The 22,250-nt window shown below is 61.2% G+C and carries 21 protein-coding genes and 1 riboswitch; of the genes, 15 read left to right on the forward strand and 6 right to left on the reverse strand.

The features are described 5' to 3' along the window. Nucleotides 1-47: 47 nt before the first annotated feature. Entirely contained in the window at nt 48-773 is a 726-nt protein-coding gene (gene fnr / locus B3R00_RS01705; RefSeq protein ID WP_219164300.1) for a fumarate/nitrate reduction transcriptional regulator Fnr, read from the reverse strand. A gap of 203 nt (nt 774-976) precedes the next feature. Here fnr and hemN point away from each other — a divergent pair, with 203 nt between their 5' ends. Continuing rightward, the gene (hemN, locus tag B3R00_RS01710; RefSeq protein WP_286997066.1) at nt 977-2,356 is read left to right on the forward strand and encodes an oxygen-independent coproporphyrinogen III oxidase; all 1,380 of its coding nucleotides are present in this window, start codon (nt 977-979) and stop codon (nt 2,354-2,356) included. Between the two features lie 5 nt (nt 2,357-2,361). Next, nucleotides 2,362-3,075, forward strand: coding sequence for a sulfite exporter TauE/SafE family protein (locus tag B3R00_RS01715; protein ID WP_286997067.1), 714 nt, complete (start codon nt 2,362-2,364; stop codon nt 3,073-3,075). A gap of 213 nt (nt 3,076-3,288) precedes the next feature. On the opposite strand, the gene B3R00_RS01720 is transcribed toward B3R00_RS01715, so the two are convergent. Both B3R00_RS01720 and B3R00_RS01725 read right to left on the reverse strand, forming a co-directional pair. Next, complete coding sequence (locus tag B3R00_RS01720) at nt 3,289-3,810, reverse strand: cell division protein ZapA (RefSeq protein ID WP_286997068.1); 522 nt, start codon at nt 3,808-3,810, stop codon at nt 3,289-3,291. Beyond that, the gene (locus B3R00_RS01725; protein ID WP_286997070.1) at nt 3,807-4,019 is read right to left on the reverse strand and encodes a DUF904 domain-containing protein; all 213 of its coding nucleotides are present in this window, start codon (nt 4,017-4,019) and stop codon (nt 3,807-3,809) included. Before B3R00_RS01725 ends, B3R00_RS01720 begins: the two co-directional genes overlap by 4 nt. A 172-nt stretch (nt 4,020-4,191) precedes the next feature. Beyond that, nucleotides 4,192-4,434: riboswitch (cobalamin riboswitch) on the forward strand. Between the two features lie 68 nt (nt 4,435-4,502). Here B3R00_RS01725 and B3R00_RS01730 point away from each other — a divergent pair. From B3R00_RS01730 to cobT, 13 genes are all read left to right on the forward strand, one after another. After that, nucleotides 4,503-6,350 (forward strand): TonB-dependent receptor domain-containing protein, encoded by a 1,848-nt coding sequence (locus B3R00_RS01730; RefSeq protein WP_286997071.1) that lies wholly within the window; start codon nt 4,503-4,505, stop codon nt 6,348-6,350. Nucleotides 6,351-6,461: 111 nt separating this feature from the next. Beyond that, entirely contained in the window at nt 6,462-7,850 is a 1,389-nt protein-coding gene (locus B3R00_RS01735) for a cobyrinate a,c-diamide synthase (RefSeq protein WP_286997072.1), read from the forward strand. A 12-nt stretch (nt 7,851-7,862) separates the two neighbouring features. Beyond that, nucleotides 7,863-8,474: a bifunctional adenosylcobinamide kinase/adenosylcobinamide-phosphate guanylyltransferase gene (locus B3R00_RS01740; protein ID WP_376747624.1), complete on the forward strand. Its 612-nt coding sequence runs from the start codon at nt 7,863-7,865 to the stop codon at nt 8,472-8,474. After that, on the forward strand, nt 8,471-9,394 hold the full coding sequence (locus tag B3R00_RS01745) for an ABC transporter substrate-binding protein (protein WP_286997073.1): 924 nt from the start codon (nt 8,471-8,473) through the stop codon (nt 9,392-9,394). The genes B3R00_RS01740 and B3R00_RS01745 overlap by 4 nt, the downstream gene beginning before the upstream one ends. Continuing rightward, on the forward strand, nt 9,384-10,412 hold the full coding sequence (locus tag B3R00_RS01750) for a FecCD family ABC transporter permease (RefSeq protein ID WP_286997075.1): 1,029 nt from the start codon (nt 9,384-9,386) through the stop codon (nt 10,410-10,412). Before B3R00_RS01745 ends, B3R00_RS01750 begins: the two co-directional genes overlap by 11 nt. Before the next feature lie 2 nt (nt 10,413-10,414). Continuing rightward, complete coding sequence (locus B3R00_RS01755; protein WP_286997076.1) at nt 10,415-11,239, forward strand: ABC transporter ATP-binding protein; 825 nt, start codon at nt 10,415-10,417, stop codon at nt 11,237-11,239. Nucleotides 11,240-11,289: 50 nt separating this feature from the next. Further along, nucleotides 11,290-11,859 carry a cob(I)yrinic acid a,c-diamide adenosyltransferase gene (gene cobO, locus B3R00_RS01760; RefSeq protein WP_219164307.1) on the forward strand — a complete coding sequence of 190 codons (570 nt, stop codon included), beginning with the start codon at nt 11,290-11,292 and terminating at the stop codon, nt 11,857-11,859. A gap of 10 nt (nt 11,860-11,869) precedes the next feature. After that, the gene (gene bluB / locus B3R00_RS01765) at nt 11,870-12,610 is read left to right on the forward strand and encodes a 5,6-dimethylbenzimidazole synthase (RefSeq protein WP_286997077.1); all 741 of its coding nucleotides are present in this window, start codon (nt 11,870-11,872) and stop codon (nt 12,608-12,610) included. Beyond that, the gene (gene cbiB / locus B3R00_RS01770) at nt 12,607-13,692 is read left to right on the forward strand and encodes an adenosylcobinamide-phosphate synthase CbiB (protein WP_286997078.1); all 1,086 of its coding nucleotides are present in this window, start codon (nt 12,607-12,609) and stop codon (nt 13,690-13,692) included. Before bluB ends, cbiB begins: the two co-directional genes overlap by 4 nt. Further along, on the forward strand, nt 13,682-14,713 hold the full coding sequence (locus tag B3R00_RS01775; RefSeq protein ID WP_286997079.1) for an aminotransferase class I/II-fold pyridoxal phosphate-dependent enzyme: 1,032 nt from the start codon (nt 13,682-13,684) through the stop codon (nt 14,711-14,713). The genes cbiB and B3R00_RS01775 overlap by 11 nt, the downstream gene beginning before the upstream one ends. Before the next feature lie 186 nt (nt 14,714-14,899). Beyond that, entirely contained in the window at nt 14,900-16,351 is a 1,452-nt protein-coding gene (locus B3R00_RS01780; protein ID WP_286997080.1) for a cobyric acid synthase, read from the forward strand. A 117-nt stretch (nt 16,352-16,468) separates the two neighbouring features. Then, entirely contained in the window at nt 16,469-17,026 is a 558-nt protein-coding gene (locus B3R00_RS01785) for a hypothetical protein (protein ID WP_286997081.1), read from the forward strand. Between the two features lie 145 nt (nt 17,027-17,171). Further along, nucleotides 17,172-18,251 carry a nicotinate-nucleotide--dimethylbenzimidazole phosphoribosyltransferase gene (cobT, locus tag B3R00_RS01790; RefSeq protein WP_286997145.1) on the forward strand — a complete coding sequence of 360 codons (1,080 nt, stop codon included), beginning with the start codon at nt 17,172-17,174 and terminating at the stop codon, nt 18,249-18,251. Between the two features lie 210 nt (nt 18,252-18,461). Here the strand turns inward: cobT and B3R00_RS01795 are convergent, their stop codons facing one another. From B3R00_RS01795 to B3R00_RS01805, 3 genes are all read right to left on the reverse strand, one after another. Then, nucleotides 18,462-19,769 (reverse strand): NAD(P)/FAD-dependent oxidoreductase, encoded by a 1,308-nt coding sequence (locus tag B3R00_RS01795; protein ID WP_286997082.1) that lies wholly within the window; start codon nt 19,767-19,769, stop codon nt 18,462-18,464. Between the two features lie 254 nt (nt 19,770-20,023). After that, nucleotides 20,024-21,493, reverse strand: coding sequence for a sensor histidine kinase (locus B3R00_RS01800; protein ID WP_286997083.1), 1,470 nt, complete (start codon nt 21,491-21,493; stop codon nt 20,024-20,026). Further along, nucleotides 21,490-22,191 carry a response regulator transcription factor gene (locus tag B3R00_RS01805; protein WP_286997084.1) on the reverse strand — a complete coding sequence of 234 codons (702 nt, stop codon included), beginning with the start codon at nt 22,189-22,191 and terminating at the stop codon, nt 21,490-21,492. Before B3R00_RS01805 ends, B3R00_RS01800 begins: the two co-directional genes overlap by 4 nt. Nucleotides 22,192-22,250: the final 59 nt, after the last annotated feature.

The following is a 22,250-nucleotide window of genomic DNA, read 5'->3' on the forward strand; positions in this document are numbered from 1 at the left end:
CTCCCAAGCCTACGCTGGGAGGTTTTTTTATGGGAAAGCCAGAGCGCTTACTTGTTGCACTCGTGCTGGCTGTTGACCAAGCGCTGCAGTGCAGCAGTGTCCAAAATGCGCACGTGGCGCTGTTTTACCTCAACCATGCCTTCTTCCACAAATTTGGAGAAGGTGCGGCTGACGGTTTCAAGCTTCAGACCCAGGTAGCTGCCAATTTCTTCGCGTGTCATGCGTAGCACCAGTTCCGACGAGGAGAAACCGCGTGCATGCAGGCGTTGAACCAAGTTCAGAATAAAAGCAGCCAAGCGCTCTTCGGCACGCATGCTGCCCAGCAGTAGCATGACGCTGTGCTCGCGCACAATCTCGCGGCTCATCACCTTGTGCACATGGCTTTGCAAGGCAGTCACTTCACGCGAAATTTCTTCCAATCCGTCAAAAGGCATGACGCAGACTTCGGCATCTTCCAGTGCTACGGCATCACAGGTGTGGTGGTCATTGACGATGCCGTCCAGGCCAATGATTTCACCAGCCATCTGGAAGCCAGTCACTTGGTCGCGACCATCCTCTGTGGCCACGCAGGTTTTGAAAAAGCCCGTGCGAATGGCGTACAGCGATGTGAATGCTTCTCCGTTGCGAAACAGTGTTGCTCCGCGTTTGACTTTGCGGCGGGTAGCCACAATGTCATCGATGCGCTGCAACTGTTGCTCATTCAGGCCCATGGGCATGCAGAGTTCACGCAAATTGCAGTTGGAGCAGGTAACTTTGATGGTTGGAGGAGTCATGTACTCGAAAGCCCAAGAGTCTTGTGTAAGAAGATGACTTGTGCAGTTAAAAAATCAGATAAGAGACTATGGGATAGCTCGAAGGAGTAAGGAATGATGTCGCTCAAATTGTGACATTCCTTGTACATCAACCTCTTGATTCACGTCAAGGATAAACGTGGCCGATTGTTGCAAAGTATGGTCATCAAGGAAAAGATTCATTCATGACCGTCGTCACCCCCGAACTCTTGCGTCGTTATGACGTGCCAGGCCCGCGCTACACCTCTTATCCCACTGCGGATAGGTTTGTGGAGGCGTTTGGTGATAGTGACTATATCTTGGCGTTGAAGCAGCGCAAAGTTGCAGCTGCTGTAAACCAGCCGATGTCGCTCTATGTGCACATTCCATTTTGTGACTCCCTGTGTTACTACTGCGCGTGCAACAAGATCATCACCAAGCACCATGAACGTGCTGTGACATACATGCGCTATTTGGAGCGCGAAATTGATTTGCATCTGCAGCACTGTGGTCGTGGGCAGGTTGTGAGCCAGTTCCACGTGGGAGGCGGCACGCCTACTTTCTTGACGGACGATGAGCTGCGCAACCTGTGGCGCATGCTGCGTGAGCGGTTTGTGTTTGAAGCGGCGGGTGAATACTCGATCGAAGTTGACCCACGCACCGTGACGCGTGAACGCCTGGCAGTGCTCAAAGAAATCGGCTTCAACCGCTTGAGCTTTGGGGTGCAAGACTTTGATCCGGAAGTTCAAAAAGCGGTGCACCGTGAGCAGCCTGCGGAGCAGGTGTTTGATTTGGTGGCTGCTTCGCGCGAGCTGGGCTTTCAGTCGGTGAATGTGGATTTGATTTACGGCTTGCCCAAGCAAAATCCCGAATCGTTTGCTCGAACGCTCAAACAGGTGACGGAGTTGCGGCCAGATCGTATTGCGCTGTATGCCTATGCGCACTTGCCAGAGCGCTTCAAGCCACAGCGCCGTATCTTGCAAGCAGACTTGCCATCAGCCTCCGACAAGGTGGGCATGTTGTCTGCTGCCATTGAAAGCTTTATTGAAGCTGGCTACGTTTATGTGGGCATGGATCACTTTGCGTTGCCGGAAGATGCGTTGGCGATTGCAAAACGCCAAGGTCGCTTGCACCGCAATTTCCAAGGCTATAGCACGCAGCCAGACTGCGATTTGATTGCCTTGGGCGTTTCCGCGATTGGTCGCGTGGGTGCAACCTACAGCCAAAATGCCAAGACGTTGGAAGAGTATTACGACCTTCTGGATCAGGGGCGGCTGCCTGTTGTCCGTGGGCTCGCGTTGACCCGTGACGATACGATTCGCCGTGCCGTCATCATGACTATCATGTGCCAGGGCGAGCTGTTTTTTGAATCTATCAACAGTGCTTGGCTGATTGATTTCAAACAGTACTTTGCTGCTGAAATCGAAGCTTTGGCAGCACAGCAAGACGAAGGTTTGGTAGAAATTACAGACGACTGCCTCACGGTGACTGCCAAAGGCTGGTTCTTTGTGCGCGGCGTAGCCTTGGTCTTTGACCGTTATTTGCAAGCAGACCGCAACAGAGCCAGGTTCTCGCGGATCATCTGATCCCTATGACTTTTTCTTTGCTTTGGACCGCTTTCTTTATGGGGCTCGTGGGAGGGCCCCATTGTCTTGCCATGTGTGCAGCCCCTTGTCATGCCGTCATTCAAGGCCATGGCACGGCGGTGCAAATGCACGGCAAGTTGTCGTGGCACACCTCGGCATGGAACTGGAGTGCGCTTCAATTCCATATGGGCCGTCTGGCTGGCTACGGTGTTTTAGGAGCCATTTCTGCTTTTGCCATGGAGCAGGTAGCATGGTTTTCTGATCAAACTTCTGCCTTGCACCCGGTGTGGGTGGTGATGCACTTGGCGATTTTGGCCTGGGGGCTGTTGATGCTATTCCAAGGCCAGCAGCCAGCTTGGCTGGAGCGAGCTGGCCGGGCTATGTGGCAGAAGGTGCAGCCAGTACTTTCGATGCGCGGTGGAGCGCTTTTTGCAGGCATGTCCTGGGCGTTCATGCCTTGTGGGCTGCTGTATTCCGCTATCTTGGTGGCCGCCTTAAGCGGTGCTGTCTGGGCGGGTGCGGTCAGCATGGTTGCATTTGCCGTCGGTGGGGCATTATGGCTGGCAGGTGCACCTTTTGCTTGGCGCTGGCTCAGTGGCAGAGTGGGGCGCTGGCGTGCAGACTGGGGTACACGCGCAGCAGGCCTGATGTTGGTAGCTGTGTCACTATGGGCACTGTGGATGGACTTGATCTACAAGCCATCAGTGTGGTGCCGTTAATTTTTTGGGAATGTGGCAGATGCGCCGAGAAGGTGTCTGCAAAACCGCCGAGCCCTCAACCTGAACCGGGGGTTCAGGTGGGCGAGAGCAACCTAGCGTTGGGTTCGTCTGACGCGAGACGATCACGCTTGCTAGGCAATGTATCAAGCCCGTGCTCAATGAGCATTGGTTCAAGGCAATATAAAGCCCGGCGGATTGCAGACGGTTCTGATTTTACTGGTTTTCAGGGACTGCGAAAGGCAAGTCCACTTCACTCGCGTTGTCTAAATTGGTGACCAAGCTCTCGGCGACTTCTTTTGCCTCGGGTGGGGCAGCAAGGTCTTGCAAGGCAGCTTCTGTGCTGGTTGGTGTGGTGGGTTTTTCGTGCAGAGCTAGCGCTTCATCCAGGCGCAGGGTGAGCTGGCGGGCGGCTGCATGCTCCTGAGCCAGTTGGGCTTCAAGGTTTTGCAGGCGCTCTGCTTGAGCATCCGCTTGGGCTGTATCCGTGGTGCCTTGCAGTTGCGTTAACTGCTGCTGCAAGGCTTGGAGTTGTTGGCGAAGCTCCAAATTTTCAAAAGCCAAATTCACAGCCAGCAAAACACCCACACGCTCTCTAGAGCGCAGCTTGGTGGTGTCGAGCATCTGCTGAAATTGCTGATCCACGCGCTCAACAGCTTCTAACAGCTGTGCTTCTCGCCCATCTGGGCAGGAGAGCACGTAGTGTTGGTGCAGGATTTGCGTGTCTAGCTGGCTCAAGACGCCTCCCGGTTGGCTGGTAATCGTTCGATCAAGTCATCCACGCGCGCACGCGCTGCTTTGAGGCGAGATTGCAAGGAGTCACGCTCTTTGCGCACAGCTTCAATTTCTTCGGTGAGCAGGCGGTTGGTCTGCACCAAAGCCTCGTACTTGGTTAGCAGCAGCTCTACGCGCTCAGCAACGGGGTCAAGAATGGATGTCGTCGTCATGGATGCTCGCAATTGTAGGGCGCCCCCCTCAGAGAGAATTGCAAATTTATGGCAGATCACGGGTTATGGCCACAAAAGCTTGTTTCAAGCTGTCAATGACTCAGCTTAGAAGTCAGTAGAGTATTCGCGGCTTGAGGGGCACTACTGTTTGAGATGTGTTTTGGGTGATTAGAATCAGCGCCTATATGTTGGTGCCCGCAACTTGGTTCACAGGTTGCAGTTCAACGAGAAGCAGGGTGGAGATGCTGGCCTTCAGCACTTCCTAGCCTGCGCTGCCCCCGCAACGGTGAGTTCTTGGCGTTAGCACGTAACGCACACACCATCTCATAAGCCACTGAGTGCCTTGAACAAGCATTTGGGAAGGCGATGGTGTTGAGGAGCCAGCCCGGATACCGGCCAACATCGGTGTGCCCACGCATGTGGGTACGGTGTTACCCATGGTCGGCGGGGAGGTCGGCTCGGGTGTTTTCTCGAAAATTTCCAATGATTTTGTTTGTAGCGCAGCGCCTGCACGGTGCTGCCTTGTCCTTGCGTCCTGTGGCATTGGCAGCTGCAGCTTTTGGTGTGCCTGGTTCGCCGGCGGTGGCTGCTTCTATGGACGAGGTGGTGGTTTCAGCCACTCGTGCGGAGCAGCGATTGTCTGATGTGTTGGCCGATGTGACTGTGGTCGATCGCACTGCGATTGAGCGCAGCGGATCGAACAGTGTGGCTGAACTGCTCTCACGCCAGCCTGGCGTCCAAATCACTACCACTGGGGGCCCCTTTACGACCACCAACGTCTTTGTGCGGGGTGCCAATACGCAGTACACGGCGGTGTATCTGGATGGGGTACGTCTAGACAGCCAAACCACCAGTGGCGGGGTGACTTGGCAGAACATACCGCTGGCGCTGATTGATCGTGTCGAAATATTGCGGGGCCCGGCGGCTGCCGTTTACGGCTCTGACTCGATGGCGGGCGTGATTTTGTTATTCACCAAGCAAGGAGAAGCGGGCGTTCAGCCGTTTGTCGGCGTTGGCTATGGCACCCATGGCACTTACCGCACTGAGGCAGGTGTGAGTGGTGCCACTGGGGTGTGGGATTACAGCGTGTCCGCACTGCGCGAAGGGAGCGAAGGCTTTAACTCCAAAACCGTTGCCAAAGCAGATCCTGATAAGGATGGCTACAGCCGCACGGCCCTGAATGCCAAGCTGGGCTTGCAAATCAATGCGGCACATCGTCTTCAGGCGCAATGGATGAAGACCGACAGCCGCAGCGATTACGACAACGGCACGAAAAAAGATAACGCGCAGTACAAGCGCGATATGCAAAGCGTGGGCGCTAGTTGGATCGCGCAGTGGTCGCCGGCATACAGCAGCACCGTGACGGTGAACACCTCGAGTGACGACTATCGGTTGCTGCCCTCCAATGAGAAGACCCAAACCCGCTTGAATACCTATTTGTGGCAAAACGACTTCCAGCTCAGCAGGCACCAGAAGCTCACTGCATCGGTAGAGCGGCGTGAAGACCAGTTCACCAATCCCAAGGTTCAAAGTGGTGAGCAGTCTCGGCATCAGGATGCGCTCGCGCTGGGTTATGGCTTTCGCATGGGCAGCCACAGTTGGCAACTTAATGCGCGCCATGACAAGGACAGTGAATTTGGTGGCAAAACCACTGGCAGTGCGGCGTATGGCTGGGACTTCGCCCCACAGTGGCGTATCAGTGCGTCCATGGGAACCGCATTCCGTGTGCCTACGTTGTACCAGCGCTTCTCGATTTACGGCGACGCAACGCTCAAGCCTGAAGAAAGTAACAACAAAGAACTCATGCTGCGCTGGGGGCAGGGTGACAACTTCGCGTCTGCCACAGCGTACCGCAACAAGCTCACCAACATGGTGGCCTACAGCGGTGGCGGCCTATGCGGCCAATCTTCGTGTTACCAGAATGTCGATCAAGCCATGCTGGAAGGGATCACCTTGGCCGGTGCTTACCGGTTCGGTGCCGTCAAATGGCATGGATCGGTGGACTTTCAGAATCCGCGCAACGAGAAAACCGGCAATTTGTTGACGCGGCGCTCACAGCGTTTTGTGACAGTGGGTGCCGATACCGTGGTGCATGCGTGGGATGTTGGTGCCGAAGTGCAAATGGCCAGCCGCCGTCATGACAAGGAAGGTGATGCCAAGATTTTGGCGGGTTATACCTTGTTGAACCTGTCAGCGTCCAAGTCCATCACTAAGGACTTTACCTTGACAGCGCGGCTGGACAATGCGCTCGATCGTCACTACACCTTGGCCAATGACTACGCCACGGCGGGCCGCACTTTCTATGTCGGCTTGAAGTGGATGCCCCAATAAGCGCCATCAGGTACACCCAAGGCATACAGCCTTTGGTGTACGGCACCATGGAGATTGCATGACGCAGTCTCCCCAACGCAGCTAATTTTTCTAATTTCCTCTTCGCTGGTTATGACACGCTCTTCTGACACACACGCTTGTGTAGCACTCTTGGTGGCTGCACCCGCTTCTGGGCAAGGTAAAACCACCGTCACTGCGGCGCTGGCGCGATGGCATACGCGCCAAGGCCGGCGTGTGCGTGTGTTCAAGTGCGGGCCTGATTATCTGGACCCTTACTGGCACCAACTGGCCAGTGGTGCCACGGTGCACAACCTGGATGGCTGGATGGTCGGCATGCCCGAGGTGCGTGCACGCCTGCATGCGGCGGCAGCGCAGGCCGATGTGATCTTGATCGAAGGTGTGATGGGGCTGTTTGATGGCAGCCCCACAGCCGCCGACCTGGCAGCCCAGCTGGGCATTCCGGTGTTGTTGGTCATGGATGCTTCGGCCATGGCTGGCAGCTTTGGTGCGGTGGTGTTGGGCATGCAGCAGTACCAGCCGAATGTGCCGTGGGCGGGCGTGCTGGCCAACCGGGTGGGCAGCAGCATGCATGCACAGATGTTGCAAGCCAGTTTGCGCGATCCTGCGGTGTGGCTGGGAGCATTGCAACGGATGGGCGAGGGCAAAGACGCGCAACTGCTGCCAGAGCGCCACTTGGGCCTGGTGGCGGCGCACGAGTTGCCCGATGCCATGGCGCGCCTGAATGCGGCAGCCGATGCGCTGGCGGATACCCGATTGGGCCAAATGCCGTGGGAGGACTGGCAACGCTGGTCGGTGGACTTTGCGTTGGATGCCGGTGCGCCCACGCCGCAGATTGAGCCTTGGTTGCAAGGTCGCACGGTCGCGGTAGCCAGTGATGCCGCATTCAGTTTTATCTACCCGGCCAACCTGGATTGCTTGCAGGCCATGGGAGCGAAGCTGGTGTTTTTCTCTCCGTTGGCCGCAGAGCGCTTGCCCGCATGTGATGCCGTATGGCTGCCCGGCGGCTATCCTGAACTGCACGCCCACAAGCTGGCCGCCAACACAGGCTTGCAGGCCGACCTGCAGGCCCATGTGCAAGCTGGCAAGGCCGTGTGGGCGGAGTGTGGTGGCATGCTGGCCTTGGGGCACAGCATTCACACGGCGCAAGGCGAGGCTTTGCCCATGTGGGGCATTTTGCCGGGCACTGCGTCTATGCAGCCGCGTTTGGCAGGGCTGGGCATGCAGCAATGTGTGCTGCACGGCGGCCAGCTGCGCGGCCATACCTTTCACTACTCGCGTTTTGACAGCGCTGCCGCCGAGGTGGCGCGCACCAGCCGTGCAGGGCAAAGCGTACAGGCGGGCAAGGGCGAAGCCCTGTACCAGCACGGCAGCATCTGCGCCAGTTATTTCCACGCCTGGTTTCCATCACACCCCCGCGCTATTGCCGCCTTGCTGGGTGCAGAGGCTGTGCAATGGGCCGATGTGGCTGCAACGGCATAATTTGCGGCGCTTATGAACCTAATGAACCCCCATGCCATGCAGCCCTGGCAAGAATTGATTTTGGGTGGCCAAAAAAGTGGCAAAACCCGCCTTGCCGAGCAGGCCGCCCGCGATTGGATGGATGCGGGCGCAGGCCGCCAAGCGGTGTATCTCGCCACGGGCCAGGCATGGGATGCGGAGATGCAAGCGCGCATTGCGCGCCACCAGGCCGACCGTGCGCTGCGCGTGCCAGGCATGCAGACCGTGGAGGCGCCGCTGCACCTGGGCCAAGCCTTGCAGGTGCACAGCAATGCGCAGACCTTGGTCGTGGTCGATTGCCTGACTTTGTGGCTGACCAACTGGATGATGCCGATGCAAGGCGTCGAGCAGGTGGCTTCAGAAGATCAGCCAAATCAGGCTCTAGCCCTTGACTGGCAAGCGCAACGTGCTTTGTTTTTAGAAGTTTTGCCGCAGTGCCCGGGTCCGGTGGTGGTGGTGGGTAATGAAATCGGCCTGGGTGTCATTCCGCTGGGGCGAGAGGTGCGCGCTTTTGTGGACGCACTGGGCACTTTGAACCAAGACGTGGCACGTGTGTGCAGCCGCGCTACTTTGATGGCGGCAGGCTTGCCGTTGCAACTGAAATGAATGCTTTGTTACGCCGTAGCCTGCGCGCAGTGATCTGCGTGGGAGCACTTGCACTGGGGGGGGGCCACGCAGCGGGTGCCCCGGCAGGTGTGCCTGCCAATGCCCTGAAAGACGAAAGAGGGCGTGTGATTGCCAGAGCGCAACAGCCCCAGCGCATCGTGAGCCTGCTGCCTTCGCTGACCGAAACGGTCTGCGTCATGGGCGCATGCGACAAATTGGTGGGGGTGGACCGCTATTCCAACTGGCCTGAAAGCCTGCTGACGACCTTGCCGGTGCTCGGTGGCGGGCTGGACCCGAATGTGGAAGCCATCGTCGCGCTCAAACCCGATGTGGTGCTGCTGTCCAACGCTGCGCGCGTGGTGGATCGGCTGGAAGCCCTGGGCTTGCGCACCGTAGCGCTGGAGCCGCGCACGCAAGCGGATGTGTACCGGGTGCTGCACAGCATCGGCTTGCTGCTGGGTTTGCCGCCCGAACAGGGGGCAGAGCGCGAATGGCGCCGCATGCAAGCGGGCATCAATGCCGCTGCGCAATCGCTGCCTGCGGGGGTGCACGGTGCCAAGGTGTACTTTGAAGTCAGCCGTGGGCCATTTGTGGCGGGGCCTTCATCGTTCATTGGCGAGTTGCTCACGCGCATGCAGATGGGCAATGTGGTGCCCAATGAGATGGGGCCATTTCCCCGGTTGAACCCTGAATTTATTTTGCGTGCCCGCCCTGATGTGATTTTGATGGGGAACCACAGCATGCAGGTGGCGCACACCTATCCGGGCTGGTACACGCTGGATGCTGTCAAGCACCAGCGGGTGTGTGCTTTTGATGCGCGCGAGTCGGGCGTGATTGTGCGCCCGGGCCCGCGCATGGATGAGGCGGCTCGCATCATTGCCCGTTGTCTGGCAGAGAAAGCGCCACGCCGTGCGGGTTGAAGCCAATTTGTCCCAAGCGCGGGTGCGCAGCCGTTGGTTGGCGGTGCTGCTGCTGGCAGCGAGCGGTGGTTTGCTGCTGCTGGGCGCTAGCGTGGGCAGTACCGGGTGGGAGAGCGTGCTGCGCATGCACAGCGATCCGGTGGCGCAGCAAATTGTCTGGGACATCCGCTTGCCCCGCACCTTGGGCGCGTGGCTGGCCGGCGCCTTGCTGGGGCTGGCCGGTGCCGTGGCGCAGGGGCTGTTTCGCAACCCGTTGGCGGATCCGTACTTGCTGGGCAGCGCCTCGGGGGCTGCGCTGGGTGGGGCCGCGGCCATGGTGTTCAGCGGTACAGCCGCCATGGGCATGGAATGGCTGCAGCGGCTGGGCATGACAGGCATGGCCTTTGCCGGTGCGGCTGCGGCCGTGTTGCTGACGCTGATGCTGGCCCAGGGCGTGCAAAACAGCTTGCGCCTGCTGCTGGCGGGCGTGGTGGTCGGCGTGGTGCTGGGTGCTGTGCGCGACATGCTGGAGCTGCGCTACCCCGACATCTTGCAGCCCATGAAGGCCTTTGGACTGGGCAGCACAGCCTTGATCGGCTGGGCTTCGTGTGCGTTGATGCTGGGCGCCTGGGCGCTGTGCGCGCTGTGCGCGTGGGGGTTGTCGCGCGTGCTCGATGGGCTGACGCTGGGTGAATCCACCGCCGCCAGCCTGGGGCTGCCCTTGGCGCCCATGCGCGCAGGTTTGATTGCCGTGATGGCACTGGCCACCGGCACTGCCGTGGCGCAAACGGGCTTGATTGCCTTTGTGGGGCTGGCTGCGCCGCATTTGGTGCGCAGCATGGTCAGCGTAGGCCATGCGCGCAGCATACTGCTGAGCAGCTTGATGGGCGGCGTGGTGCTGCTGGCGGCCGACATTTTGGCGCGCTGGGTGATGGCCCCCGAAGAGCTGCCCGTGGGCGTGCTGACGGCCTTGCTGGGCGGCAGCTATTTGCTGTGGCTGATGCACCGTGGCCACGCCGCACGGCAGATAAGGGGTTGACCATGGGCATGCAACAACACCCCCAAGCTCTGCCGGCGCATGCGGCCGTGGCCCTGCAAGCACACGATGTGCGCGTGCATGCGGGCAAGCAGTGTTTGCTGCACGGCGTGGGCGTACAACTGCCCGCCAGGCAGTGGACAGCGATTGTTGGCCCCAATGGCGCCGGCAAATCGACCTTGCTGCGCGCGCTGGCGGGTTTGCAGCCGCGCAAAAGTTGGAGCGGGCAGGTGCACCTGCTGGGCCAGCCGCTGGCCGACTGGCCGGTGAAAGCCCGCGCCCGTGCCTTGTCGTGGCTGGGGCAGAACGAAGCGGTTTCGCAAGAGCTGTGCAGCTACGACGTGGTCATGCTGGGGCGCATGCCGCACCAGGCGTGGCTGGCTCCACCCAGTGCGCATGACCATGCGGTGGTGGAGCAATGCTTGCGCACCACGCAGGCGTGGGACTGGCGCCACCGCCCTTTGGGTGAGCTGTCGGGCGGAGAGCGCCAGCGTGTGCTGCTGGCGCGTGCCTTGGCGGTGCAGGCGCAGGTGCTGCTGATGGATGAGCCGCTGGCCAACCTTGACCCACCGCACCAAAGTGCCTGGATGGAGACCGTGCAGGGCCTGGTGGCTGCAGGCCATACCGTGGTCAGTGTGTTGCACGAGTTGGGCATTGCCCTGCAGTCCGACCACATGGTGGTGATGCAAGCCGGGCAGGTGCTGCACCAGGGCGCCACGCATGCTGGCGACACCCACGCTGCGCTGGAGGCGGTGTTTGAGCACCGCATCCGTATTCGCCAGATTGAGGGCATGTGGATGGCCTTGCCCACCGCTGCCAAGTCTGCTTAATTTTGAACAAAAAACGACCGCTAGCCCTTGTTGGGTAAGCGTTAACAGCTATGCAAATTGAAACACCACCTTCTGAAAAACCTTATGAAAAGCCTGAGGGCGAGCGCCGCGGGCTGGTCATTGTCAACACCGGCGATGGCAAGGGCAAAAGTACGGCCGCCTTTGGTCTGGCGTTTCGCGCCACAGGGCGTGGCAAAGCGGTCAAGGTGTTTCAGTTCATGAAAGTGCCGACCGCGCGTTTTGGCGAACACCGCCTGGCCGAGCAAGTGGGTCTGCCCGTGGAAGGGCTGGGCGACGGCTTTAGCTGGAAGAGCAAAGACCTGGACCACTCCGCCCAGCTGGCGCGCGATGGCTGGGAAAAGGCCAAGGCGGCCATCCTGTCGGGCGAGTACTTTCTGGTGGTGCTCGATGAGGTGACCTATCCGCTGATTTATGGCTGGCTGCCGCTGCAAGACGTGCTGGACACCTTGAAGGCGCGCCCCAAGGAAGTGCATGTGTGCCTGACGGGCCGCCGCTGCCCGCAGGAAATCATTGATGTGGCTGATACGGTGACAGAGATGCAGATGATCAAGCACGCCTTCAAAGCAGGCATTCCTGCACAACGCGGCATTGAAGACTGAGAATGCAGGCATGAGCCAAGCCCACGACCCCAGCCACCCCGCGCCCCACGATCTGCAGCACTACCAGACGGTGGCGGCCACGCCGTTTTCCGACGAGGAACGCGCAGCGGTGTACCGCGCCATTCACGAGCGGCGCGATATGCGCCACTTTGCGCCCGGCACGGTGGGGGATGACGTCTTGCTGCGCCTGCTGCGTGCGGCGCACCACGCGCCCAGCGTGGGGTTCATGCAGCCGTGGCGTTTTATTCGCATACGCTCGCGCGGCATGCGCGAAGGCATTCATGCGCTGGTCGAGCAAGAGCGTGTGCTGACGGCGCAGGCGCTGGGCGTGCGCGAAGACGATTTCATGCAGCTCAAGGTGCAAGGCGTGCTGGATGCGGCCGAGGTGCTGATTGTGGCGCTGCCGCCGGGGCGCGAAGCGCATGTGTTTGGCCGCCGCACCATGCCGGAGATGGACGTGGCCTCGGCCGCCTGCGCCATCCAGAACCTGTGGCTGGCCGCACGTGCCGAAGGGCTGGGCATGGGCTGGGTGTCCATTTATGACCCCGTGGCGCTGGCGCAGTTGCTGCAAATGCCGCAAGGCAGTTACCCCTTGGCCGTGCTGTGCCTGGGGCCGGTGCAGGCCTACTACGCCGAGCCCATGCTGCAGCAAGAAAAATGGGCCACCCGGGCGCCGCTGCAAGAGATGCTGTTTGACGAGCGCTGGGGCCAGCCTGCGGCGGCGAACCCTGAAGCCGCGCCACGCCCATGACCGGTATCGATTTGACGGCCGTGCTGGCCGTGTCACTGAGCCCGCTGGCGTGGCTGTATCAATGGTGGGGCGCAGAGGGCGCTGCGCACCTGTTTTGGGCGCAGCAAATCATGGCCGCCGCCCTGGCTGTGCTGGTGGCCTTGATGCTTGATCGCCTGTGGGGCGAACCGCCCGTGTGGCTGCACCCCGTGGTGCTGATGGGCAAGTTGCTGGGCCGCATCGGCCAATGCATAGCGCCCAGCGTTGAGAAAACCAGGGATTACAAGGCATTTGTCTACGGAATGCTTGCCTGGTGTGCGCTGGCAGCTCTCTTTTTTGTAATTTATGCCCTGTGCCAATGGCTGCTGCCGCCCACGCAATGGTGGTGGCAGGGCTTGGTGGTGGGGGTGTTGCTCAAGCCGCTGCTGTCGTGGCGCATGCTCCAAGACGAGGTGCTGGCGGTAGAAGTTGCCTTGCAGCAGTCGCTGCCCGCAGGGCGTGAGCGCTTGAGCTGGCTGGTCAGCCGCGACACCACTCAACTCGATGCCGCCACCGTGCGTGAAAGCGCAATTGAAACCCTGGCCGAGAATTTGAGCGATTCCGTCATCGCCCCGCTGTTCTGGTTTGCCGTGCTGGGGCTGCCCGGTGCGGCGCTGTACCGCCTGGCCAACACGGCCGATGCCATGTGGGGCTACCCCAGCTGGCGCGGGCAGAGCACGCAACGTCGCCACTGGCAGTGGGCTGGCAAATGGGCCGCGCGCGCAGATGATGTGCTCAGCTGGCTGCCAGCGCGCATCACGGCAGCGTTGCTGGCGCTGGTGGCACGCGGCGTCTCCTGGCCTGCGCTGCGGCGCGATGCGGCGGTGACGCCTTCGCCCAACGGCGGCTGGCCCATGGGGGCCATGGCGCAGGCGCTGGGAGTGCACCTGTCGAAACCCGGCGTGTACCAGCTCAACCCGCAAGGGCGTGCCCCGCAGGCCGCTGATGTGCAGCGGGCGGTGGGTTTGGCATCCAAAGTGGTTCTGGTGCATGTATTGCTTGCGTTGCTAGCTATTGTTTTTATGGCGATTATTCTGTGGCTACGGGGTGGTGATGCTGTCTGAAAACACCCTGGTGGTGCATGGCGGCACCGACGCGCTGGGCGTGCCCGCGCATGACTTTTCCACCAACCGCAATGCCTGCGGGCCATGCCCTGCGGCCGTGCAGGAGCTGCAAGCGGCGCACAGTGCACAATACCCTGACCCGCACTACACCGACTTGTGCGCGCAACTGGCGGCTTTTCACGGCGTGGCACCCGAACGCATCGTGATTGGCGGCAGTAGCAGTGAACTGATACACCGCCTGACCCAGCATGCTGTGCGCCACGGTGCCACGGCCATCACGCTGCCGCAGCACCACTATGGCGACTATCTGCAGGCTGCCCAGGTATGGGGGCTGCAGACCCATCCACGTGGCAGTGCGCAGGGTGAAACAGCAGCGCCAGCGCGCTTGCACTGGGCCTGTGAGCCATCCAGCCCCTTGGGGGTGCCAGAAACCATGTGGGGCGACTGGCCGCACAGCGCTGCGCCACGCGGTGGTGAGCCTGCCTGGCATGTGCTGGACTGCGCCTACCGCCCGCTGTGGCTGGAAGGCACTGCGCCGCAGCGCGACAGCGATGCCCTGTGGCAGCTATGGACGCCCAACAAAGCGCTGGGTATGACAGGCGTGCGTGCGGCTTACGCGATTGCGCCGGTGCATGCCTCGGCCCAAGCACTGCAGGCGCTGCGCTGGCTGGCGCCCTCCTGGGTGGTAGGCGCACATGGCGTGGCCATGCTACAGGCGTGGGTGACACCGCAGGTGCAGCAGTGGCTGGCGCACAGCCTGCAGCAGTTGCGTGACTGGAAGGCCCAGCAGCTGGCGCTGTGCGCGCGGCTGGGCTGGCAGGTGGTGCCCGGCCATCAGGCCAACTACTTTGTGGCGCGGCTGCCGGAGGGCGACATGGCGGCCTGTTTGGCGGCTTGGCGTGCCCAGGGCATCAAACTGCGTGATTGCGCAAGCTTTGGGCTGCCCGGCCATGTGCGCTTGGGCGTGCTGCCGCCTGCCTCACAGGCCGCGCTGGAGCAGGCGTGGCGCAGCATGCCATGACCTTGCAGGCCACACACACTGTGCGCAAGATGCTCACATTTTTTCCATGATGGCTGCCATGCCTTCCAACTCCCTGAGGCAGCGCTGTGCGCCCATCTCGCGTAGCAGCGCGTTGGGCCGGCGTATGCTGATGGCCCCAACATTGCGGGTGGCACAGCGCAGCCCGCTCAACCTGACAACCAAGACATGACAGCACGTTGCATCATGGTGCTAGGCACCAGCAGTGGCGCAGGCAAAAGCTGGGTGGCCACGGCGCTGTGCGCCTACTACCGCAGCCAGGGCCTGAAAGTGGCGCCTTTCAAAGCGCAAAACATGAGCAACAACGCGCGCGTGGTTGCCACGCCCGATGGACAGTGGGGCGAGATCGGCACAGCCCAATACCTGCAAGCCCTGGCGGCAGGTGCGGTGCCTGATGTGCGCATGAACCCGCTGCTGCTCAAACCCGAAGCGGACACGCGCAGCCAGGTGGTGCTGATGGGCCAGGCGAATGCAGAACTCAGTGCCCTGCCGTGGCGTGGGCGCAGCTTGAAGGTGTGGCCGCAGATTGCACAGGCACTGGACGCGCTGCGTGCCGAAAACGATGTGGTGGTGATTGAGGGCGCGGGCTCCCCCGCCGAAATCAACCTGCACGACAGCGATGTGGTGAACATGCGCGTGGCCAAGCACTGCCAAGCGCACTGCCTGCTGGTCTCGGACATTGACCGGGGCGGGGCATTTGCCCACCTGTATGGCACCTGGGCGCTGCTGCCCGAAGATGAACAGGCCCTGATCCAGGGTTTTGTGCTCAACAAGTTTCGGGGCGATGCAGCGCTGCTGGCACCGGCGCCTGCAATGCTGGAGGCCAAAACCGGCGTGCCTACCGTGGCCTGCATTCCCATGCAGTTTGACCATGGCCTGCCCGAAGAAGATGGCGTGTTTGATGACCGGGGCAGTACCGGTGCAGGGCAGACGGTGCACACCACGATTGCCATCGTGGCCTATCCGCGCATCAGCAATCTGGATGAGTTTCAGCCCCTGTTGCAGGTGCCCGGCGTGCGCGTGGTGTGGGCACGTTCGCCAGCACAGATTGCCGGGGCGGACTGGGTGATTTTGCCGGGCTCCAAAGCCACGGCGTCTGACTTGCAATGGATGCGCCACCAGGGGCTGGATGCTGCCGTAGCCGCCCATGCGAATGTGGGTAAGCGCGTGCTGGGTATTTGTGGGGGGCTGCAAATGCTGGGCGAAGCCTTGATTGACCTGCACGGCGTGGATGGCAATGAAGCCGGGCTGGGCCTGCTGCCCCTGGTCACACTGTTTGAGCGTGAAAAGACCGTGCGCCGCGTGTCTGCGCACCTGCCGGCATTGCGCGGTGCATGGGCGGCGCTGCAAGGGGTGGATCTGCAGGTGTATGAAATCCACCATGGCCAGACCCAGTTGCGTGCCGACATGGAAGCCGGCCAAACCCAGTGCGCCGATGAACCCGTGCCCGGCATGGTGTGGCAAAGCGCCCAAGGGAATGTGTGGGGCACGTACTGGCATGGCCTGTTTGAGAACGCTTCCGTGGTGCAGGCGCTGTGGGGCGCACAAACCCCGTCGCTGGACGATGTGTTTGCCCGCATGGCGCAGGGCGTAGAGCGCTGGTTTACCGTCAAAATGTAAGTGATTGCTAGGGCTGTAGGCCTGAGACTGCAAGCCTTATTGGGCTGAACCGATACCTGCCCGCAGGCAGGGCGCGCATGATCGGGCATCACTCAGTTATCTCAGGAGAACACTTTGATGAAACTGCCTTTGACTGCTTCCTTGCGCGTGACCTTGTGTGCCGTGGCCCTGTCTGGCGGTGCATTTGCGCATGCACAAACCCAGCCCGCACCCATGCCCGAGCCAGCGCCTGCCATGAAGTCCTACCCTGCCGGGGAAATGCCCAAGCACCACCCCAAAGTCATGCCCAAGCACAAGGGGCATCACCCCGCAGGTCACGGCAAATATGCCACCCCGCAGCACCACGAAGCAGCGGCAGTGGCGGGCGAACGCAGCCGCGGTGCAGGCCCGTACAACCCAGGAGCAGGCCAGCCCAACGAGTTTGAGCGCAATGCGCTGCGCCGCTGTGAGATTTTCAAAACCGATCTGGATCGCCAAGCCTGCGTCGAGCGCGTGCGCCAGCCGCAAATCTCCGGCAGTGTGCAAGGCGGTGGTGTACTGCGCGAGTACACACAAACCTACCAAGTGCCTGCGCCTGCATCACCAGCAACCCCTGCCGCACCTGCGGTCATGCCCCAGATGCACCACAACATGATGCGCCCGCCCATGCAACCCGTGGAGCCTGTGGGCAAGTAAACACGCCCTGCAGCGCGCTTTGAAACCCGGCCCAGGCCGGGTTTTTTACTGCGGAGTTGAGAAAGTTCACCAACCCAAGGCAAGCGCAGGGCGCATACTTGCTGCCAAGCGCTGTAGCGCCCTTGTTGATTGTGAGAAGGTGGATATGTTGCCTGTGATTCCTGAAGTTGTTGCTATCGAAGACGCTGCATTGGCTGCCCATGTGCAGGCCTTGCTGGACGACAAAACCAAACCCGTGGGCTCGCTGGGCATGCTGGAGCAACTGGCGCACCGCATTGCCTGCATCTTGGGCACGGATGCCCCTGTGCTGCAGCAGCCGCAAATGGTGGTGTTTGCTGCCGACCACGGGCTGGCGGCGCGCGGCGTCTCAGCCTACCCCGTGGATGTGACGTGGCAGATGGTGGAGAACTTCATGGCCGGTGGCGCTGCAGTGAGCGTGCTGGCACGCCAGCATGGCATTGCGCTGAATGTGGTGGACTGCGGCGTGGCGCGTGATTTTGCGGTGCGTGAGCAAGACCCTGAAGACAAGCTACCCAAGGCCGGACAGCCCCGTTTGTGGCGCCGCAAAGTGGCCTATGGCACGCAAGACTGCAGCCAAGGCCCGGCCATGACGCAGCAAGAGTGCGCGCTGGCGATTCGCAACGGTGTAGAGCTGGTCAAAAAACTGCCGGGCAATGCGCTGCTCCTAGGGGAGATGGGCATTGGCAATACCTCGACCGCATCCTTGCTGCTGACCAAACTGTGTGGTGTGCCGATTGAGCAGGTCACCGGCATGGGCACGGGCCTGAGTGCCGAAGGCGTGCAACGCAAAATTGCCGTGCTGCAGCAAGTGCTGGCACTGCATGCCCAGGTGAGCGACCCCTTGGAGGTGCTGGCTGCCATGGGCGGCTTGGAAGTGGCCACCATGGTGGGTGCGGTGCTGCAGGCTGCGGCTGAGCGCCGCGTGGTGGTGGTGGATGGTTTTATCACCACCGCAGCCGTGCTGGTGGCCAGCCGCTTGCAGCCAGCGGTACTGCAGCGCTGTGTGTACGCCCACAGCTCCGGCGAGCCGGGGCACGCTTTGATGCTGCAAGCGTTGCATGCCAAGGCCTTGCTGGATTGGCAACTGCGTCTGGGGGAAGGCTCTGGCGCCGCCACGGCATGGCCGCTGCTGCCAGCAGCTTGCGCCATCTTGCGCGAGATGGCCAGTTTTGGCGCGGCGGGCGTGGCGACCAAGAGCGTTTAAAAGGCCAGAGGCCCATACGCCTACGCCCAGTTGTAGAGAGCGTCGAGGGCGCAAAGTCGAAGCCTGCAAAGGCTGAAAACTTCAGGGCTGACCGCGCTGAACTATTAAAAAAGAGAGCTGCTAGAGCAGGTATTTGCTGGTTTTTACGGTGTTTTTATTCGTAAATCCAGTCAAAGCATGCGCTGATAGCTCTCTTTTTTTATGGTTGCATCAATCCAGTCGGATGCTGGGGCGCAGGCGGGAGTTGATCAAGTCCACCAGCCACAACAGGCCGCCGCGCCAAAAGCCGTACAGCCGTGCTTGGTGGGAGCGGTACAGCCAGATGTGGCTGAGCATGGCCATGCGCCCTTTGATCAGGCCGCCGTTGAACAGCCCAAATTTACCCAGCGAGCCGTAGGCGTCGTAGTTGGCCAGCGACACCAGCGCGCCAAAGTCGCGGTAGGCAAAGCCTTTGCCCGCATCGGCGTGGGTGCTGTCCAGCACTTTGGGCAGCAGCTCAATCACATAGCGCGCTTGCTGGTGGGCCACTTGGGCGGTGGGCGGCAGTGGCGTACTTTCGCCGGGCAGGGTGTAGCTGGCGCAGTCGCCCACGGCGTAGATGTTGGGGTCTGCGGTTTGCAAGTCATCGTTGACGATGAGTTGGTGGCTCCGTGTGGTGGGCAGGCCCAGTGTCGATAGAAATGCCGGTGCTTTCACCCCGGCTGCCCACACACTCAGCCCTGCAGGTATCAGTTCTTCGCCATCCAGCACCAAACCATCGGCTTGTGCCGCCTGCACCTTGCGGTTGAGCAGCACCGTCACGCCCAGCGCGGCCAAACGCTTTTGGGTAGCGGCAGAAATTTCTTCGGGGAAGCTGGCCAGAATGCGCGGGCCGCTTTCAATCAGCACGATCTGAAACTTGGCAGCCTTGCCCAGGGCGCCGTAGGCCTCGGCACTTTCGGACAGCTGCACCAGCTCGGCCGCCAGCTCCACGCCCGTTGCGCCGCCGCCCACAATGGCCACTTGCAGCGTTTTGCCATCGGTCATGCTGCGCAGCATGCGCAGGCGAATTTCCTGGTTGAAGTCATCGGCCTTGCGGCGCGAATCAATCATGTAGCAGTGCTCCAGCACGCCGGGCGTGCCAAAGTCGTTGGCACCGCTGCCAATGGCGATGATGAGCTTGTCGTAACCAATGCGGCGCGCGGGCACCAGCTCGCGCCCGTCGTCGGTGATGATGGGGTTCAGAATAATTTCCTGGCGCTCTCTGTCCAGCCCCGACATGGCGCCGGGCTGGAAGGCAAAGTGGGCATCGGTGGCCTGTGCCAGATAGGTGGTTTGCTGCTGGGCCAGATCGCGTGTGCCTGCGGCAATCGTGTGCAGCATGGGTTTCCAGACATGGGCGGAATCGGCGTCGATCAAGGTCACCGAGGCGCTGTGTGGCAGGCGCTGTTTGCCCAAAGCGGTGGCTATTTCCAACCCCGCGACCCCGCCGCCGACGATCACCACCCGTGCGGCGTTTTTTTGCTGCGCTAAACCCATTGCTGTTTCCTGCCTGTGCTATTGAATGTTATGGAGGCTGTGTGCATGCATGCAGCATGCCTTGAGAGGCAGGCATTCTGCTTAATTTTTTGATAGCGCTTTGCGTAGGATGGGCTTGGTTTTTCTTGGAATTTATGTCTTACAGCAGAGTGCTTCTCAATGCATAGCGCCAACGCCAGCTGTACGGCGCAGTGATGGCGCGGCCCCCGTCAGGCGTGCGCAGAAACCCCGTTGTAACCATTTTTTTAAAATGGCTATCTAGCAGCAGTGCCGGGGGACTGCGCAGGGGCCGAGTGGACTGCCGCAACCGGCAGGCAAGCCGCCGCTTGCAGGCCAATGATGTGTGGCCCTTGGTAGCGGTTGTGCAGCTCCAGGCTGCCGTGCAAGGCCTGCACAATCTCCAGGCAAATGGCCAGCCCCAAGCCAGAGCCTGTGCTGGCGCTGCCTGCTGAAAAAGGCTGGTACAGGCGTTGCAACAGCTCCTCGGAAAGGCCGGGGCCTTGGTCGATGATGTGCAGGCAGGCGTGCTGTCTGTCGGCCTGCAGGGTCAGTGTGACCAGCAAGGCACTGCCGATGGGGGCGTGGCGGATGGCGTTGTGCAGCAGGTTGCGCACCAACTCACGCAGCATCCATTCGTGGGCGCACAGCGGGATGGCGGTGTCGGCTTGTAGCTCAAAGTCCAGCAATTTGTCGGCAATCAAAGGTGCCAGGTCCAGCGCCACCTCGCGCACGATGGCGTCCCAGGCGGTCAGCTGGCCGGTTTGTGGTTGCTGGCGCAACTGCTCCACCTTGGCCAGCGACAGCATCTGGTTGGCAAGCAGCGTGGCACGGTCTACCGTGGCTTCAATTTCTTGCAAGGCCGTGGCCGCGGGCATATCGCCCTGGCGGGCTGACTGCACCTGAACTTTGAGCACCGCCAGCGGCGTGCGCAACTGGTGCGAGGCATCGCGCACAAAGCGTTTTTGGTGGCTGAGCAGATCGCGCAGCCGCTCAATGGCGCGGTTCATGCCGTCGATCCACGGTTGCAGCTCACGCGGCACGGCGTTGCGCTGCAGGGGCTGGAAGTCATGGTGCGGCCGCTGGCCGATGGCGTGGCCCACCTCGCGCACGGCGCGCGTGACGCGCTGCACGACGATCATGATGGTCAGCACCAACAGGCCCAATAGCACGGCGTTTTGCCACAGGGTCTCGGTCAGCAGGTTCAAGGCCAGGTTGTGGCGCAGCTGCAGGGTTTCGGCCACCTGGATGACGGCCATGCTGCGCCCCGTGGCGCTGGCCACGGGCTGCAGCAGCACGGCAATGCGCACCGGCTGTTCGCGGTAGGTGCTGCCGTAGAAGTCCACCAGCGCCGCGTAGGGCGGCTGGGTCGGGATGGTGCCGCGCCAAAAGGGCAGGTCATCAAAGCCGGAGATCAGCTGTCCATCCAGGCTGGACACGCGATAGTACAGGCGCGTGTGGGTGTCGGCCTCGAAGGCCTCCAGCGCCGAATACGGCACCAGGGCGTGGATGCGGGCGTGCTCGTCATATCCGTCCACGTCCAGCTGCTCGCCGATCGTCTTGGCCGAGGCCAGCAGCGTGCGGTCGTAGGCCGTGTGCAGTGCCTGCAGCGAGGCGCGGTAGGACCACAGCATGTTCAGCGCGATGCAGGCAATCACTGGCAGCAAAATGCCCAGCAGCAACTGGCTGCGCAAAGACCAGATGGGCTTGCGGGAAGGTGTGCTCATGCCGCTGCACCCGCTGGCGTGGGTTTGAGCAGATAGCCCAGTCCGCGCAGCGTGACCAGATCCATGCCCGTGCCAGAGAGTTTTTTGCGCAGGCGGTAGACCACCACTTCAATGGCTTCGTACTTCACATCCACCTCACCGGGAAACACCAGGTCGTACAGGCGCTCCTTGGCAATCGCTTGCCCGGGCCGTGCCATCAGTGCTTGCATGAGGGCGCGCTCCCGCGGTGTGAAGTCCATGGGCAGTCCCAGGTGGTAGATGGCGCCGCTGGCAGCGTCCAGTCGCAGCGTGCCAAAGCTGGTGTGATGGGCTGGCTGGTGGGCCTGGTTGCCGCCGCCATGGGCACGCCGCTCCAGCGCACGCAGGCGCGCTTCCAGTTCGTCCAGGTCAAAAGGCTTGGCCAGGTAATCATCTGCACCAGCATTCAGGCCCAGCACCCGGTCGCCCACGGTGCTGCGTGCAGTCAGGATGAGTACGGGCGTGGTGGCGTGCAGCGCACGCAGTGCGGCAAGCACCTCCAGGCCGTCACGCCCGGGCAAGCTCAGGTCCAGCACCATGACATCGGGCTGCAGGGCTTGCCACTGGGCAATCGCCTGCAGGCCATCAGCACACAGGCTGACATGGATGCCACGGCGCGCTAAAGCGCGCTGCAAGCTGGTTTGCATGGCGGGATCGTCTTCGACCAAAAGAATGTGCATGGCGGTGACGTTAGCACTGCGCCGTAGGCTTGTGAGTGAGGAAGGGTGCGGGTTTTCAC

This window comes from Comamonas sp. UBA7840 (assembly GCF_002501455.1).
GTDB lineage: Bacteria > Pseudomonadota > Gammaproteobacteria > Burkholderiales > Burkholderiaceae_C > Comamonas > Comamonas jiangduensis.